Origin of the sequence: Bradyrhizobium sp. (assembly GCF_036009065.1) — a bacterium.
Taxonomy (GTDB): domain Bacteria; phylum Pseudomonadota; class Alphaproteobacteria; order Rhizobiales; family Xanthobacteraceae; genus Bradyrhizobium.
Window position 1 is genome coordinate 1 of record NZ_DASYMN010000170.1, and the last position, 13,486, is coordinate 13,486.

The window sequence follows — 13,486 nt, forward strand, 5'->3', positions numbered from 1 at the left end:
CGGTCGATGGCCTGGTTGGTGGAGCGCCGGGAGGCGCTGCGCCTAGCCTTGGGCGCGCGCGGTGCCTTGCCGCGCGAGGTGGGTACGTTAATCCCGCCTCAAGGGGTGCCCGTTGGTGCCCTGGCGCCTCCCGCCGCTCCACCCCCTCGCTTGGGTTCGCGAGGGACTGGCAAACCTCGGACGCATTGCGCCGCGAGAATGCGGAAGTTTGGCTGTTTGAATCTACAGATCAGTCGTAATTCGTAGCCCGGATGGAGCGCAGCGCAATCCGGGATCAACGCTTCGGCATTTGCGATCCCACGGATTTCGCTGCGCTCCATCCGAGCTACGAGGCTTCGACGACTCTTTCGAAAATGATGGATTGCCGGGCCTACGCCTGAAGCGGCTTCGGCCGCGCAAGCGGGCAAGCCCTACGAGATTCACACATCTCTCGGCGTCATTGCCGGGCCTGACCCGGCAATCCATCTTCTTTTGAAGACTCTTGCGAAGATGGATGGATACGCGGGTCAAGCCCGCGTATGACGACGGTGTTTAAGTCATTGCTCTAGAGTCGAATTCGAGATGTGTGACTCTTGTAGAGTCAAGCCCGGCAATGACGAACTCACGCCGCCGCCTGTTCGCGCGGCTGGTAGATCGCGATGTGCTGGCAATGCGCGACCGGGGTGCGGCTATTGGCGACGACCAGCGCGTCCAGTTCGACGAAGCGGTGGCCCTTCTTCTCGTAGTTCGCCGTCACCCTGGCGCGCGCGGTCAATTCGTCGCCGCTGCGCGCCGCCGCCAGAAGCTGCATCCGGCTGCCGACATGGATCCATGGGCCGAGGATGGCGTTGTCGACCAACACCTTGTTCATGACCCGTTGAAACAGGCCAGGATGCGAAAACCCCTCCTTCGCAAAGATCGGATCGACCTCGCGCACGTCGGCGAGATATTCGCTGGCCGCGTCGCCGGCCCATGCGCGTGGCACGGTACCGAGCCATTTGCCGAGTTGATACGACATCGCATCGACCGGCCGGCGCTCGGCCACCGGCGCGGCTTCGCTGAAATCCGTCAATGACAACGAAGGCGCTGCCGTCGGCAGCGTTGCGCTCCCCGTCGCGCAGAGCTGGCCGCGGCTCTCGACGGCAATCGTCAATACACCATCCTTTTCCTCGCCGGTAACATCGGCCGTTTCGCCGTCATAGACCGGCTTGACGAAGCGCGCCGCGATCAGGCCGCGCTCAAGAAAGCCGCGGCCCCATTTCGCGACGGGCAGGTGCATCATGTAAGCCATCACGTCGACGCCGGGCACCAGGCCGCCGCTGAATCCGAACCGCCGCGCCACGGTGTCGTCGTGCATCTTGTTTTCGGACTGTTTGGCGGTGTTGTAGGCCGAAACGCGGTATGGCTCGATGCGGCTGGTCATCAACGTTTCCTCCGGCCTTTGGTCTTGCTTGCCTCGACATGCTACGTAAAGAAAGCGCAGTGGCAAGCATGTTCCGGCCGTGTTTCGCTCGCAATTCCCTGATCTTTGAGGTACCACGCGCATCCGCTTCGATGCGCACCCAGGCCAAAACCCCAAATCGATGACGCCTTCCTTGAACGCCACCCGCATCTATGTCGACGCCGACGCCTGTCCGGTGAAGGACGAAATCTACCGCGTCGCCGAGCGTCACAAGCTGCCGGTCAGCGTCGTTGCCGGCCAATTCATCCGCGTGCCGCAGCATCCGATGATCGAGCGCATCGCCGCTGGTTCCGGGATGGATGCCGCCGATGACTGGATCGCGGAACGCGCCGGAAAGGGCGATATCGTCATTACCTCCGATATCCCGCTGGCGAGCCGCTGCGTGAAGGCCGGTGCCGAGGTGATCGCGCCGAACGGCAAACCGTTCACGGAGCAATCGATCGGAATGACGCTCGCGGTCCGCAATCTGATGACCGACCTGCGCTCATCCGGCGAAATCACCGGCGGACCCAGATCTTTTGCGCCGCGCGACCGCTCGGCGTTCCTGTCGGCGCTCGACCGGACCATCCGCCGCATCCAGCGCGGACAACAACAGAAGTAGAGAATAGTACTAGATATGGCGCCTCCGCTGGTTCAGTTGAAAGACATCGCGCTGACGTTCGGCGGCACGTCGCTGTTGTCGGGTGTCGAGTTGTCGGTTTCCGCCGAAGAACGCGTCTGCCTGATCGGCCGCAACGGCTCGGGCAAATCGACGCTCTTGAAGATCGCGGCCGGTCTGGTCGAGCCGGACAAGGGCAGCCGCTTCGTGCAGCCCGGCGCCACCATCCGCTATCTGCCGCAGGAGCCGGATTTCGCCAGTCACGCCACCACGCTCGCTTATGTCGAAGCCGGCCTCGGCCCCGGCGATGATCATTATCAGGCGCGCTTCATCCTGGAGCAGCTTGGGCTTCACGGCGACGAAGACCCTGCGCAAATCTCCGGCGGCGAGGCACGCCGCGCGGCGCTGGCGCGGGTGCTGGCGCCCTCGCCCGACATCCTGCTGCTCGACGAGCCCACCAACCATCTCGATCTCACCACCATCGAATGGCTGGAAAGCGAACTCGCCGGCCGCCGCGGCGCGCTGGTCATCATCAGCCATGACCGCCGCTTCCTGTCGAACCTGTCGCGCTCGACCGCCTGGCTGGATCGCGGCCAGATCAGGCAGATCGATCGCGGATTCAACGCATTCGAAGCCTGGCGCGACGAAGTGCTGGCCGAGGAAGAGCGCGACCAGCACAAACTCGACCGCAAGATCGTCATGGAGGAGCATTGGCTGCGCTACGGTGTGTCCGGCCGCCGCAAGCGCAACGTCAAGCGGCTCGGCAATCTCCATGCGCTCCGCGAAGCGCGCCGCGATTATCGGGGTGCCGCCGGCAACGCCAATCTGGCGGCTGCGGAGGCAGAAAAATCCGGCAAGCTGATCATCGAGGCGAAGAATATCAGCCGGACCTATGGCGACCGCAGAATCGTCGAAAATTTTTCGATCCGCGTCCAGCGCGGCGACCGCATCGGCGTGGTCGGGCCCAACGGCGCCGGCAAGACCACGCTGATCGACATGCTGACCGGCGCCAATCCGCCCGATGCCGGCAGCATCCGCTTCGGCGCCAATATCGAGATGGCGACGCTGGACCAGCATCGCGAAAGCCTCGATCCGAAATCGACGCTGGCCGACGCCCTGACCGGCGGCGGCAGCGACAATGTGATGGTCGGCGGCAAGCCGAAGCATGTGGTCAGCTACATGAAGGATTTTTTGTTTGCGCAGGAGCAGATGCGAACGCCGCTGGAAGTGCTGTCCGGCGGCGAACGGGGACGGCTGATGCTGGCGCGCGCGCTGGCAAAACCGTCCAACCTGCTGGTGCTGGACGAGCCGACCAACGATCTCGACCTCGAAACCCTCGACGTGCTTGAGGAGATGCTCGGCGACTATGAAGGCACCGTGATCCTGATCAGCCATGACCGCGATTTTCTCGACCGCGTGGTGACGTCGGTGATCGCGCCTGATGGAGACGGCCGCTGGATCGAATATGCCGGCGGCTATACCGACATGCTGGCGCAGCGCGGCGCCGATCTGAAGCGCGAAGCGGTGAAAGCTGCCGCTGTCGAGACCGGCAAGACCCCCAAAGGCGGCGCGCCTTCGGGCGCTGCCAAGCGGCGGCTCAATTTCAACGAGAAGCACGCGCTGGAGACGCTGCCCAAGACCATCGCCAAACTGCAGGCTGAAATCGCAAAACAGCAGCGACATCTGGACGATCCCGATCTTTACAAGAAGAACCGCAAGAAGTTCGATACCGCCTCCGATGCGCTTGCGACGGCGCAAAAGGAACTGCAGCAGGCCGAAGACAAATGGCTGGAGCTCGAAATGCTCCGCGAAGAGATCGAACAAGCATAGCTCGTCATGCCCGGCCTTGTGCCGGGCATCCACGTCTTTCTTGTTGGTCTAAAGTGAAGACGTGGATGGCCGGGACAAGCCCGGCCATGACGAAGCGTGTTTTGTTCTGAATTTGTGTGAGATATGAGATATTGATGACCACACCCCTCGCCGTGAAAATCGCCCGAGATTACGGCACGCCGGCCGCCGTCATCGACATGGACCGTGTCGAGCGCAACATCGCGCGGATCCAAGCCGCCTGCGATGCAGCGGGGGTCGCCAACCGGCCGCACATAAAGACCCACAAGAGCCCGATGCTGGCCAAAATGCAGATCGCCGCCGGCGCCAAAGGCATCACTTGCCAAAAACTCGGCGAAGCCGAGGTGATGGCGGACGCCGGGATCGACGACATCCTGATCAGCTACAATCTGATCGGCGACGAGAAGATGGCGCGGTTAGCCAGCCTGCAGGCCAAAGCGAACATGACGGTAGCCGCCGACAATTCAACCGTCATCGCCGGGCTGCCACAGGCGGCGGCGCTGAGTGGTCGTCCGCTGTCGGTAGTGGTCGAATGCGACACCGGACGCAAGCGCGCCGGGGTGGAAACGCCCGCCGAAGCGGTCGCGCTGGCGCGCGAGATCGCGGCGTCCAGCGGACTGACGTTCGCGGGCTTCATGCTGTATCCGACCGAAACCGGCTGGGCCGAGGCGCAGCGCTTTTACGACGAGGCGCTGGCCGGCGTGCGCGCGCACGGGCTCGATGCGGCGATGGTGTCGACCGGCGGCACGCCGAACCTGAAAAACGTCGGCAAACTCAGGGGCGCCACCGAACATCGGCCCGGCACCTACATCTACAACGACCGCATGCAGGTCACGGCCGGCGTCGCCAGTTGGGACGATTGCGCGCTCACCATCTATGCGACGGTGGTGAGCCGCGCCGGCCCCGACCGCGGCATTCTGGACGCCGGATCCAAGACGCTGACCTCCGACACAGGAGGCGGACTGGACGGTCACGGGCTGATCCTCGAGCACCCCGAGGCGAAGATCGCGCGTTTCGCCGAGGAGCATGGTTTCCTCGACCTCGCGCGCAGCAACACCCGGCCCGCTGTCGGCGACGTGGTGCGCATCGTGCCGAACCACGTCTGCGTCGTCGTCAACATGATGGACGAGGTGGTGATGGTGCGCGGCAACGAGATTTTGGGCACGCTGCCGGTCGCGGCGCGGGGGAAGCTGCGGTAGGCGAATAGGAAGTAGCGAATGGCGAATAGGGAAAATCTCTACTCGCTATTCGCTACTCGCCATTCGCTTCTCAAGCCACTTCAGCGCGCCCCTTCCCGCCGCGGCGCCGGTCGCGAACGACGCCTGCAGCAGGTAGCCGCCGGTCGGCGCTTCCCAATCCAGCATCTCGCCGGCGGCGAACACGCCGGGCAAGCGGCGGATCATGAAGTCCGCATCGAGTTCGTCGAACGATATCCCACCCGCGGCCGAGATCGCACGCGCCATCAGGGCAACGCCATTGAGCTTGATCGGCACCGCCCTGATCAAGCCGGCGAGGTTTGCCGGCGATAACGACGGCAGCGAGACGTCCGATGCAAGTGCCGTCTCCTGCAACAGTCCGATGGCGACCGGAGAAAGGCGCGCCGCCTTGCGCAGCCAGTTTGAAAATGACTGTTTGCCCTTTGGCGCAGACAATCGCGCGATCAGGTCGCTCGATTCGAGATCTGGACGCAATGCGATATTCAAGGTTGCTTCACCCGTCGCAATGATCGCTTCGCGCAAGTTGGCCGACAACGCATAAACCGCACCGCCTTCGATACCTGCTCGCGTGATCATGGCTTCACCGCGCGTGCAATGGGGCCCAAACGACAGCATCACACCTTTCAGCGGATGACCCTCGAAGCGATTGCGGAAGACCTCGGACCACGAAACCGTGAATCCGCAGTTCGCCGCGCGCAGCGGCGATACCGCGACCCCTTTCGCAACCAGCGTCTCAACCCACGCGCCATCGGAGCCGAGCCGTGGCCAGCTCGCACCGCCGAGCGCCAATACCGTCGCACGTGCATCAACGGCGCGCTGTCCGTCTGGCGTTTGAAACTGCAACTGCCCGTCGTTGTTCCAGCCGCTCCAGCGATGCCGCAACACCAGCCGCACTCCCATCGCATCGAGCCGCCGCAACCATGCCCGCAGCAGCGGCGATGCCTTGAAGGCTTTCGGAAACACCCGTCCGCTGGAACCGACAAAGGTCGGCTGCCCTAACGCCTCGCTCCAGGCGCGCAACGCGTCCGGCGGGAATGTCTCGATCGCGGGCGCAAGATGCGATTTGGCAGCGCCATAACGCTGCAGAAATTCCGGCAGCGCTTCACTGTGGGTGAGATTGAGCCCGCCGCGTCCGGCCATCAGAAACTTGCGGCCCGCCGACGGCATCACGTCGTAGACCGTTACGCGCGCGCAGCCTCTCTGCGCGATCGTTTCAGCGGCCATCAGCCCGGCGGGGCCGGCACCGATAATTGCGACTTCTGGAAAATGCGACGTCATCGCGAACATATAACTCGTCATTGCGAGCGAAGCGAAGCAATCCAGTGCGGTCTGCCAACACTGGATTGCCTCGTCGCTACGCGCCTCGCACTGACGGTGTCATAGCTTCACGCCCGCCCTCGCTGCCGCCTGCGCGACATATTTCTGCGTCTGCTGGAACGCGCCTTCCAGTGCCTTCGCCGTCGACATGTCGCCGATCTCCGCAAAATGCTCCGCGATCGCATCAGGAGTCCAGTCGGCTTCGGCGAGGTTGATGCCTTCGGTTTCCAGGATCCTGATCACCGCAAAGGAGCCGGCACCCGCGCCCATGATGGTGCGGGTCGGCGCGTCTTCGGCAAGCAGGAACAGCACCGCCGGCGTGATCGCTTCCGGCTTCATCAGCGCCAGCGCCTGCGGCGGCAGCAGTTCCTCGGTCATCCGCGTCGCCGCGGTCGGCGAGATCATGTTGACGCGGATGTCGGTCTTGCGGCCCTCCTCGGCCAGCACGTTCATCAGGCCGATCATACCGGTCTTGGCCGCGCCGTAATTGGCCTGGCCGAAGTTGCCGTAAAGACCCGACGACGATGTGGTGACGACGATGCGCCCAAAATTGCGCTCGCGCATGCCGTCCCACACCGCCTTGCAGCAATAGAAGGTGCCGGTGAGATGCACGTCCAGCACTTTGGCAAAATCGGCGATTTCCATCTTGGCGAAGGACTTGTCGCGCAGGATGCCGGCATTGGCGCAGAGCAGATCGACGCTGCCCCATTTCTCGGTGGCTTTGGCGACCATCGCCGTGACCTGCTCGTAATTCGAGACATCGGCGCCGTCAGCCATCGCCTCGCCGCCGGCCTTTTTGATTTCCTCGACCACGGCTTCGGCCGGCGTCAGCGATCCGCCGGTGCCGTCGCGCCCGCCGCCGAAATCGTTGACCACGACCTTGGCGCCGCGGCTTGCAAGTCCCAGCGCATGCGCGCGTCCAAGCCCATTGCCCGCGCCGGTGACGATGGCGACGCGTCCGTCAAACCTGATTGTCATGCGTAGATTTCCCGGATGTTGAGTCTTTCGTCATGGCCATGACGGGTGAAATATTACGCAAAATAAATCAACCCCAGCCAGTCGGCCGCGATCGCCGGCTTGGTCTCGCCTTCGATCTCGACGCTGACGCTGGTGCGCGACAGCAGTTCCGTCGGTTTTCGCAACCGCGCTTCCATCAGGGTGAACCGGCCGCGCACGCGCGAGCCGGAACGCACCGGTGAAAGGAAGCGCAGTTTGTCGAAACCGTAGTTGACTCCCATCGTGGTGCCCTCGATGACCGGCATCACCTCGTACGACATGATGCTCATCAGCGACATGGTCAGGAACCCATGCGCTACCGTAGTGCCGAATGGTGTTTCGCGTTTGGCGCGTTCGGGATCGATATGGATGAATTGATGGTCCTCGATCACATCGGCGTAGACGTCGATCCGCTTCTGATCGACGACGTGCCAGGACGATACGCCGACCTCCTTACCCACCATGTTTTGGTAGGCCTCCAGCGAGATCGGCGGCTTCTTCCAGACTTCGTTCATTCGTCAGTTCTCCGCCGATCCGGCCGTCCGCACCTTTTGCAACTCCGGGAAATCCTCTTCGCGAAACTCCTGTCCGCGCAGCGCGTCGCCGCGATCATTGTCGTGTTCGAGGCGGCGAAGCTGCACTCGGCGGATTTTGCCCGAGATCGTCTTGGGCAATTCCGTCACGAGTTCGATGCGCCGGATGCGCTTGAACGGCGCCAGCCGCGCATGCAGATGGCGGAAGATCGACAGCGCAGTGGCGGACGAGCGCTCCTTGCCCGCCACCAGCAGTACATAGGCTTTTGGGATCGCAAGGCGGATCGGGTCGGGACTGGGCACGACGGCCGCCTCCGCGACCGATTCATGCTCGAGCAGGATGCTCTCCAGCTCGAACGGGCTAATGCGATAGTCCGACGATTTGAACACGTCGTCGGAGCGGCCGACGAAAGTCAGATAGCCCTCGTCGTCGGCGAATACCACGTCGCCGCTGCGATAAAGATCTCCATCGGCGCCGCTGAGTGTGCCGTTGTCGCCCTGATAGCCCTGCATCAGGCCGGCGGGGCGATCAGCGCCTAGCACCAGCGTGACCTCGCCCTCCTTGGTGACGTGGCCATCACCGTCGGTGATCTGCACGCGGTAGCCCGGCAACGGCCGGCCCATCGATCCGATTTTTACTTTCTGGCCCGGCGAGTTGCCGGCCAGCGCCGTGGTTTCAGTCTGGCCGTAGCCGTCGCGGATAGTGAGGCCCCACGCGGCCTCCACCTGATCGATCACTTCGGGATTGAGCGGCTCGCCGGCGCCGCAGACCTCGCGCAGCGACACCTTGAAGGTCGCAAGCTTCTCCTGGATGAACAGCCGCCACACCGTCGGCGGCGCGCACAGGGTGGTGACGCCGCAGCGCCCGATGGTCGCGAGCAGCCCCTTGGCGTCGAAGCGCGGCTGGTTGACCACGAACACCGTGGCGCCGGCATTCCATGGCGCGAAAAAACAGCTCCAGGCGTGCTTGGCCCAGCCCGGCGAGGAAATGTTGAGATGGATATCGCCGGGCTGCAGCCCGAGCCAGTACATGGTCGAGAGCCCGCCGACCGGATAGCTACGCTGGCTGTGCCGCACCAGTTTTGGTTTTGCGGTGGTGCCTGACGTAAAATACAGCAGCATCGGATCGTCGGCATGCGTCGGTCCGTCAGGTCTGAAGGTTTCCGGAAACTCCGAGGCCTGCTCGAACGGCAGCCAACCCTCATGTCCCGAAGACGCACCGACGACAACACGTGTGAGATCGCCGCCGCCAAGGCCAGCGAATTTCGCGACCTGATCCTGCGTCGCCACCACTACTTTAGCGCGGCCGCGATCGAGTCGATCCTGCAGTTCATCCGGGGTCAGCAGCGTGGTGGCTGGAATCACCACCACGCCGAGCTTGATCGATGCCAGCATGGTCTCCCACAACGGGATGACATTGCCGAGCAGCAGCAACAGATGGTCGCCACGCTTGACGCCTTTCGCGCGGAGGAAATTTGCGACCTGGTTCGAACGACGGGATAACGCTTCGAACGAGAGCTTGCTTTCCTTATTGCTGCCGGCGTCGACGATCCACAACGCCGTGCGGCTCTTGCTGTCGGCGTCGCGCGCCAGCTCCGCATCGAACCAGTCCAGCGCCCAGTTGAAGTCGACCGGATCGGGCCAACGGAAATCCGCGACCGTTGTATCGTAGTCGGTGCGGTGCTTCAGTAGGAATGCGCGGGCTTCCTTGAATGTCGTCATCGGTTGTCAGCTTTTTCCGGCGAGCCCACGCACATGCTGGATGATGCCCGAGAAATCGACCCCGCCATTTCCTGCGGCATCGAACGCCTCGTAGATTTCCTGCGCATGTTTTCCCAGCGGCGTCGCGGCGCCCGCCGCATTGGCCGCGTCCTGCGCCAGGGTGAGGTCCTTCACCATCAAGGCCGACGCGAATCCCGGCTTGTAGCCGTTGTTCGCGGGCGAGGCCGGCACCGGCCCCGGCACCGGGCAATAGCTCGTCAGCGCCCAGCATTGCCCCGACGAGGTCGACGAGACGTCGAACAGCGCCTGATGCGACAACCCCAGCTTCTCCGCCAAGGCGAACGCTTCTCCGACCGCGATCATCGAAATGCCGAGGATCATATTGTTGCAGATCTTCGCCGCCTGCCCCGCGCCGCCCTCGCCGCAATGCACGATCTTCTTACCCATGGCCTCCAGAACCGGTTTCGCCGCGGCAAACGCCTTGTCGTCGCCGCCGGCCATGAAGGTCAACGTTGCACCCTTGGCGCCGCCGGTGCCACCGGACACCGGCGCATCGACCGAAAGCACCGATGCCTTGCCCGCAAGCGCATGCGCCCGACGCGCGCTTTCCACATCGATGGTCGAGCAATCGATCATCAGCGCGCCTTTAGCGACCGACGGAATGATGTCACTCCACACCGAAACGACATGCTTGCCCGCGGGCAGCATGGTGATGACGACGTCAGCGCCCTTCACCGCCGCCGCCGCGCTGTCCGCAATGGTGGCGCCGTCAGCTTTGGCCTGATCAAGCGAGCTCTTGACCAGATCGAATCCAACAACCTTATGTCCCGCCTTGACGAGATTGGCGGCCATCGGCCCGCCCATGTTGCCGAGGCCGATGAATGCGATTGTAGCCATGAGGTGTGCTCCCTCCGGTCAGGAGTTTCTAATTTGATCTATTAAACACGAGCTCGCCTTTGCCAAGACTAGCGAAGTAAGGCGCAAGCATCTCCGGCGTGACATCCTCGATCCGCTGCGGCGACCATTTTGGGCTGCGGTCCTTGTCGATCACCGCTGCGCGCACACCCTCGCGAAAATCGTCGCTGGCGAATACCTCGAGCGCGGCGCGATATTCGCGCACCAGGCAATCTTCCAAGGATGACGATTTCCGCGCCAACCGCAGCAACTTGAGCGTGACGACCATGCCGCGCGGCGATTTCTCATTCAACGTCTTGAGCGTCGCCAACGCCAATTCAGAACCATCGCGTTGCAACGCCGCAAAAATATCTTCCATTCTGTCATGCGCGAACCAGTTGTCGATGCGCGACTGAAGCGCGGCGACGGGCCCGGCGGTCTCGCCGGTCGCAAAGCCGTCGATCAGGGCTTTCACGTCAGCAGAACTTGCGCCGGCACGAACCTTCGTAAGCGCCTCACGCAAGCCGGCAAGCTTTGCGGCCGGCACGACGGCATCGGCGAATCCCGCATAGACGGCGTCGGGGCCGTTCATGGTCTGCCCGGTCAACCCAAAATAGGCGCCGATTTCGCCCGGCGCGCGCGACAGCAGCCAGGTTCCGCCGACATCCGGAAAGAAGCCGAGACCGACTTCGGGCATCGCGAGCTTTGTCCTGTCGGTCACCACGCGATGGCTGCCATGCGCGGCGAGGCCAACGCCGCCGCCCATCACGATGCCATCCATCAAGGCCACATAGGGCTTTGGGAATTTCGCGATGCGGGCGTTGAGGATGTACTCCTCGCGCCACAGGATCTTGCCGAGATCGCCCGCTACCCGCGAACTCTCATAAAGCGCGCGGATGTCGCCACCCGCGCACAGGCCGCGCTCGCCCGCGCCCTCCAGCAGAATCAAGCCGACCGCCGGATCGGCCTCGAATCGGTCGAGCGCCCTGTCGACATCGCGAAACATCTCCAGCGTCACGGCATTGATCGCCTTCGGCCGGTTGAGGCGAATTACGCCCGCCGCGCCCTCGCGCCGCATGATCAGGTCGGGCTCCGGACTTTGCGATGCGGTGGCGCCACTCATCGGGCGCCCTCGATCAGTTTTCGCGAGACGATCAGCCGCATGATCTCGTTGGTGCCTTCAAGGATCTGGTGCACGCGCAGGTCGCGCACGATTTTCTCAATGCCGTATTCGCTAAGATAGCCATAGCCGCCGTGCAGCTGCAGCGCCTGGTTGGCGACCTCGAAGCCGACATCGGTGCCGAACCGTTTCGCCATGGCGCACAGCATGGTGGCATCCGCGTCCTTGCGGTCGAGCGCCGCGGCGGCGCGCCAGACGAAGGTCCGTGCCGCCTCCAGTTCGGTTGCCATGTCGGCGAGACGGAACTGCAGCGCCTGGAATTCGTCGAGCCGTTTACCGAACGCCTTGCGCTCTTTCATGTAGGCCAGCGACTTGTCGAGCGCGCATTGCGCGCCGCCGAGCGAGCACGCCGCGATGTTGATGCGCCCGCCGTCGAGCCCGGCCATCGCGATCTTGAAGCCGATGCCCTCGTCGCCAAGCCGGTTGGCGACGGGAACGCGCGCATTCTCGAAAATCACCGCGCGGGTCGGCTGCGCGTTCCAGCCCATCTTGCGTTCATTGATTCCGTAGGAAAGCCCCGGCGTGTCGCCCTCAATCACCAGGGTCGAGATGCCGCCGGGCCCGTCATTGCCGGTCCGCACCATCACCACATAGAGGTCGCCCTTGCCGGCGCCGGAGATGAATTGCTTTTGGCCATTCAGCACATAATGGTCGCCATCGCGCACCGCGCGGGTGCGCAGCGCCGCCGCGTCCGAGCCGGAGCCCGGCTCGGTCAGGCAATAGCTCGCCAGCAATTCCATGGTGCAGAGTTTTGGCAGCCATTTGTGGCGCTGCGCGTCGGAGCCGTAGGCGTCGATCATCCAGGATGCCATATTGTGGATCGAGATGAACGCCGACACCGTCGGGCAGCCCAGCGCCAGCGCCTCGAAGATCAGCGCCGCGTCGAACCGGCTCAAGCCAGAGCCGCCGACATCGTCGCGAATATAGACGCCACCGATTCCGAGCTGCGCCGCCTCGCGCATCACCTCGACCGGAAAGAACTTGTCCTCGTCCCAGCGGACCGCATGCGGCGCGATTTTCTCCGCGGCGAATTCCCGCGCCATGTCGCGAACCGCGATCTGGTCCTCGTTGAGGGTGAAGTGGCTCATGTTGACTGCCAGTCGGAGAGCAAGGTTACATGGCGAGCAAAGTCAGTGCCGGCAAGCTTTGCGGCGAACCTGCGATCGGCGGTAACGAGCTGCACATCGAGACGACGGGCTACTTCAAGATGGATCAGGTCGTAGATCGGATGTCGAAGTGCGCAGGCGTTTTTCAGGGCAGGCTCGATTAGGTCATCGACATCGATAAGATCGGGCGGAAACACCGAAAGCCCGGCAAAATGATGCCTCGCTTCGTGAGCCGTAAGCATCCCCTGCATCATCTTGCGTACAAGCGCGTTGGCAATTTCAGTTACAATCAGCCGCGGCGCGACAAGATTACTTCGCGTGCCGGACAATTCTCTCGCCAGATCGGACAAGTCTTCAAGGACAAGCCACTTAACGGCCACGCTTGCATCGACGAACCACGTCCTCACATCAACCCTTCTCTGATCTCGTCGAGCGTCAGGGAGGGCTGAATGCCTTTGCATCGGGAATGGAAATAGCGCGACACTGCCGCACGCTCTTTCGGGGTAAACTTTTCTTTGCGCTTGAGTACTTCCTCAACCTCTTGTTCGAATGTGCGTCCATTCGCGCGCGCGCGCTCCTCGAATGCAGCATCAAGTTCCGCTAGGCGGCTGCTGCGTGTCTCTGTCTCTGACAT

13 protein-coding genes are annotated in these 13,486 nt (G+C 63.1%); 3 read left to right on the forward strand and 10 right to left on the reverse strand.

All coding sequences use genetic code 11. The features are described 5' to 3' along the window. Window positions 1-601 precede the first annotated feature (601 nt). Window positions 602-1,402, reverse strand: coding sequence for a hypothetical protein (locus VGP39_RS10145; RefSeq protein ID WP_327567971.1), 801 nt, complete (start codon window positions 1,400-1,402; stop codon window positions 602-604). 160 nt (window positions 1,403-1,562) lie between these two features. Between VGP39_RS10145 and VGP39_RS10150 the strand changes: the two genes are divergently transcribed. From VGP39_RS10150 to VGP39_RS10160, 3 genes are all read left to right on the forward strand, one after another. Then, complete coding sequence (locus tag VGP39_RS10150; protein ID WP_327567972.1) at window positions 1,563-2,042, forward strand: YaiI/YqxD family protein; 480 nt, start codon at window positions 1,563-1,565, stop codon at window positions 2,040-2,042. A 15-nt stretch (window positions 2,043-2,057) separates the two neighbouring features. Next, the gene (locus tag VGP39_RS10155; protein WP_327567973.1) at window positions 2,058-3,869 is read left to right on the forward strand and encodes an ABC-F family ATP-binding cassette domain-containing protein; all 1,812 of its coding nucleotides are present in this window, start codon (window positions 2,058-2,060) and stop codon (window positions 3,867-3,869) included. A gap of 134 nt (window positions 3,870-4,003) precedes the next feature. Further along, on the forward strand, window positions 4,004-5,086 hold the full coding sequence (locus VGP39_RS10160; protein ID WP_327567974.1) for a D-TA family PLP-dependent enzyme: 1,083 nt from the start codon (window positions 4,004-4,006) through the stop codon (window positions 5,084-5,086). Window positions 5,087-5,131: 45 nt separating this feature from the next. Here the strand turns inward: VGP39_RS10160 and VGP39_RS10165 are convergent, their stop codons facing one another. The 9 genes from VGP39_RS10165 to VGP39_RS10205 form a co-directional block, all read right to left on the reverse strand. Further along, the gene (locus tag VGP39_RS10165) at window positions 5,132-6,403 is read right to left on the reverse strand and encodes a TIGR03862 family flavoprotein (protein ID WP_327567975.1); all 1,272 of its coding nucleotides are present in this window, start codon (window positions 6,401-6,403) and stop codon (window positions 5,132-5,134) included. 78 nt (window positions 6,404-6,481) lie between these two features. Beyond that, on the reverse strand, window positions 6,482-7,399 hold the full coding sequence (locus VGP39_RS10170; protein ID WP_327567976.1) for an SDR family NAD(P)-dependent oxidoreductase: 918 nt from the start codon (window positions 7,397-7,399) through the stop codon (window positions 6,482-6,484). A 53-nt stretch (window positions 7,400-7,452) separates the two neighbouring features. Next, entirely contained in the window at window positions 7,453-7,932 is a 480-nt protein-coding gene (locus VGP39_RS10175; protein ID WP_327567977.1) for a MaoC family dehydratase, read from the reverse strand. A 3-nt stretch (window positions 7,933-7,935) separates the two neighbouring features. Beyond that, window positions 7,936-9,672 carry an AMP-binding protein gene (locus VGP39_RS10180; RefSeq protein ID WP_327567978.1) on the reverse strand — a complete coding sequence of 579 codons (1,737 nt, stop codon included), beginning with the start codon at window positions 9,670-9,672 and terminating at the stop codon, window positions 7,936-7,938. Between the two features lie 6 nt (window positions 9,673-9,678). Beyond that, complete coding sequence (mmsB, locus tag VGP39_RS10185; RefSeq protein ID WP_327567979.1) at window positions 9,679-10,569, reverse strand: 3-hydroxyisobutyrate dehydrogenase; 891 nt, start codon at window positions 10,567-10,569, stop codon at window positions 9,679-9,681. A gap of 28 nt (window positions 10,570-10,597) precedes the next feature. Beyond that, a complete protein-coding gene (locus VGP39_RS10190) occupies window positions 10,598-11,689 on the reverse strand; it encodes an enoyl-CoA hydratase/isomerase family protein (RefSeq protein WP_327567980.1) in 1,092 nt (363 codons plus the stop codon). Then, a complete protein-coding gene (locus tag VGP39_RS10195; protein ID WP_327567981.1) occupies window positions 11,686-12,834 on the reverse strand; it encodes an isobutyryl-CoA dehydrogenase in 1,149 nt (382 codons plus the stop codon). The genes VGP39_RS10190 and VGP39_RS10195 overlap by 4 nt, the downstream gene beginning before the upstream one ends. Further along, entirely contained in the window at window positions 12,831-13,313 is a 483-nt protein-coding gene (locus VGP39_RS10200; RefSeq protein ID WP_327567982.1) for a type II toxin-antitoxin system VapC family toxin, read from the reverse strand. Before VGP39_RS10200 ends, VGP39_RS10195 begins: the two co-directional genes overlap by 4 nt. Further along, complete coding sequence (locus VGP39_RS10205; protein WP_327567983.1) at window positions 13,256-13,486, reverse strand: hypothetical protein; 231 nt, start codon at window positions 13,484-13,486, stop codon at window positions 13,256-13,258. The genes VGP39_RS10200 and VGP39_RS10205 overlap by 58 nt, the downstream gene beginning before the upstream one ends.

Excerpts from the sequence above, each read along its gene's own strand:
- VGP39_RS10145 (WP_327567971.1), bottom strand. The coding sequence starts at position 1,402 with ATGACCAGCCGCATCGAGCCATACCGCGTTTCGGCCTACAACACCGCC.
- VGP39_RS10150 (WP_327567972.1), top strand. The coding sequence starts at position 1,563 with ATGACGCCTTCCTTGAACGCCACCCGCATCTATGTCGACGCCGACGCC.
- VGP39_RS10155 (WP_327567973.1), top strand. The coding sequence starts at position 2,058 with ATGGCGCCTCCGCTGGTTCAGTTGAAAGACATCGCGCTGACGTTCGGC.
- VGP39_RS10160 (WP_327567974.1), top strand. The coding sequence starts at position 4,004 with ATGACCACACCCCTCGCCGTGAAAATCGCCCGAGATTACGGCACGCCG.
- VGP39_RS10165 (WP_327567975.1), bottom strand. The coding sequence starts at position 6,403 with ATGACGAGTTATATGTTCGCGATGACGTCGCATTTTCCAGAAGTCGCA.
- VGP39_RS10170 (WP_327567976.1), bottom strand. The coding sequence starts at position 7,399 with ATGACAATCAGGTTTGACGGACGCGTCGCCATCGTCACCGGCGCGGGC.
- VGP39_RS10175 (WP_327567977.1), bottom strand. The coding sequence starts at position 7,932 with ATGAACGAAGTCTGGAAGAAGCCGCCGATCTCGCTGGAGGCCTACCAA.
- VGP39_RS10180 (WP_327567978.1), bottom strand. The coding sequence starts at position 9,672 with ATGACGACATTCAAGGAAGCCCGCGCATTCCTACTGAAGCACCGCACC.
- mmsB (WP_327567979.1), bottom strand. The coding sequence starts at position 10,569 with ATGGCTACAATCGCATTCATCGGCCTCGGCAACATGGGCGGGCCGATG.
- VGP39_RS10190 (WP_327567980.1), bottom strand. The coding sequence starts at position 11,689 with ATGAGTGGCGCCACCGCATCGCAAAGTCCGGAGCCCGACCTGATCATG.
- VGP39_RS10195 (WP_327567981.1), bottom strand. The coding sequence starts at position 12,834 with ATGAGCCACTTCACCCTCAACGAGGACCAGATCGCGGTTCGCGACATG.
- VGP39_RS10200 (WP_327567982.1), bottom strand. The coding sequence starts at position 13,313 with ATGCAAAGGCATTCAGCCCTCCCTGACGCTCGACGAGATCAGAGAAGG.
- VGP39_RS10205 (WP_327567983.1), bottom strand. The coding sequence starts at position 13,486 with ATGTCAGAGACAGAGACACGCAGCAGCCGCCTAGCGGAACTTGATGCT.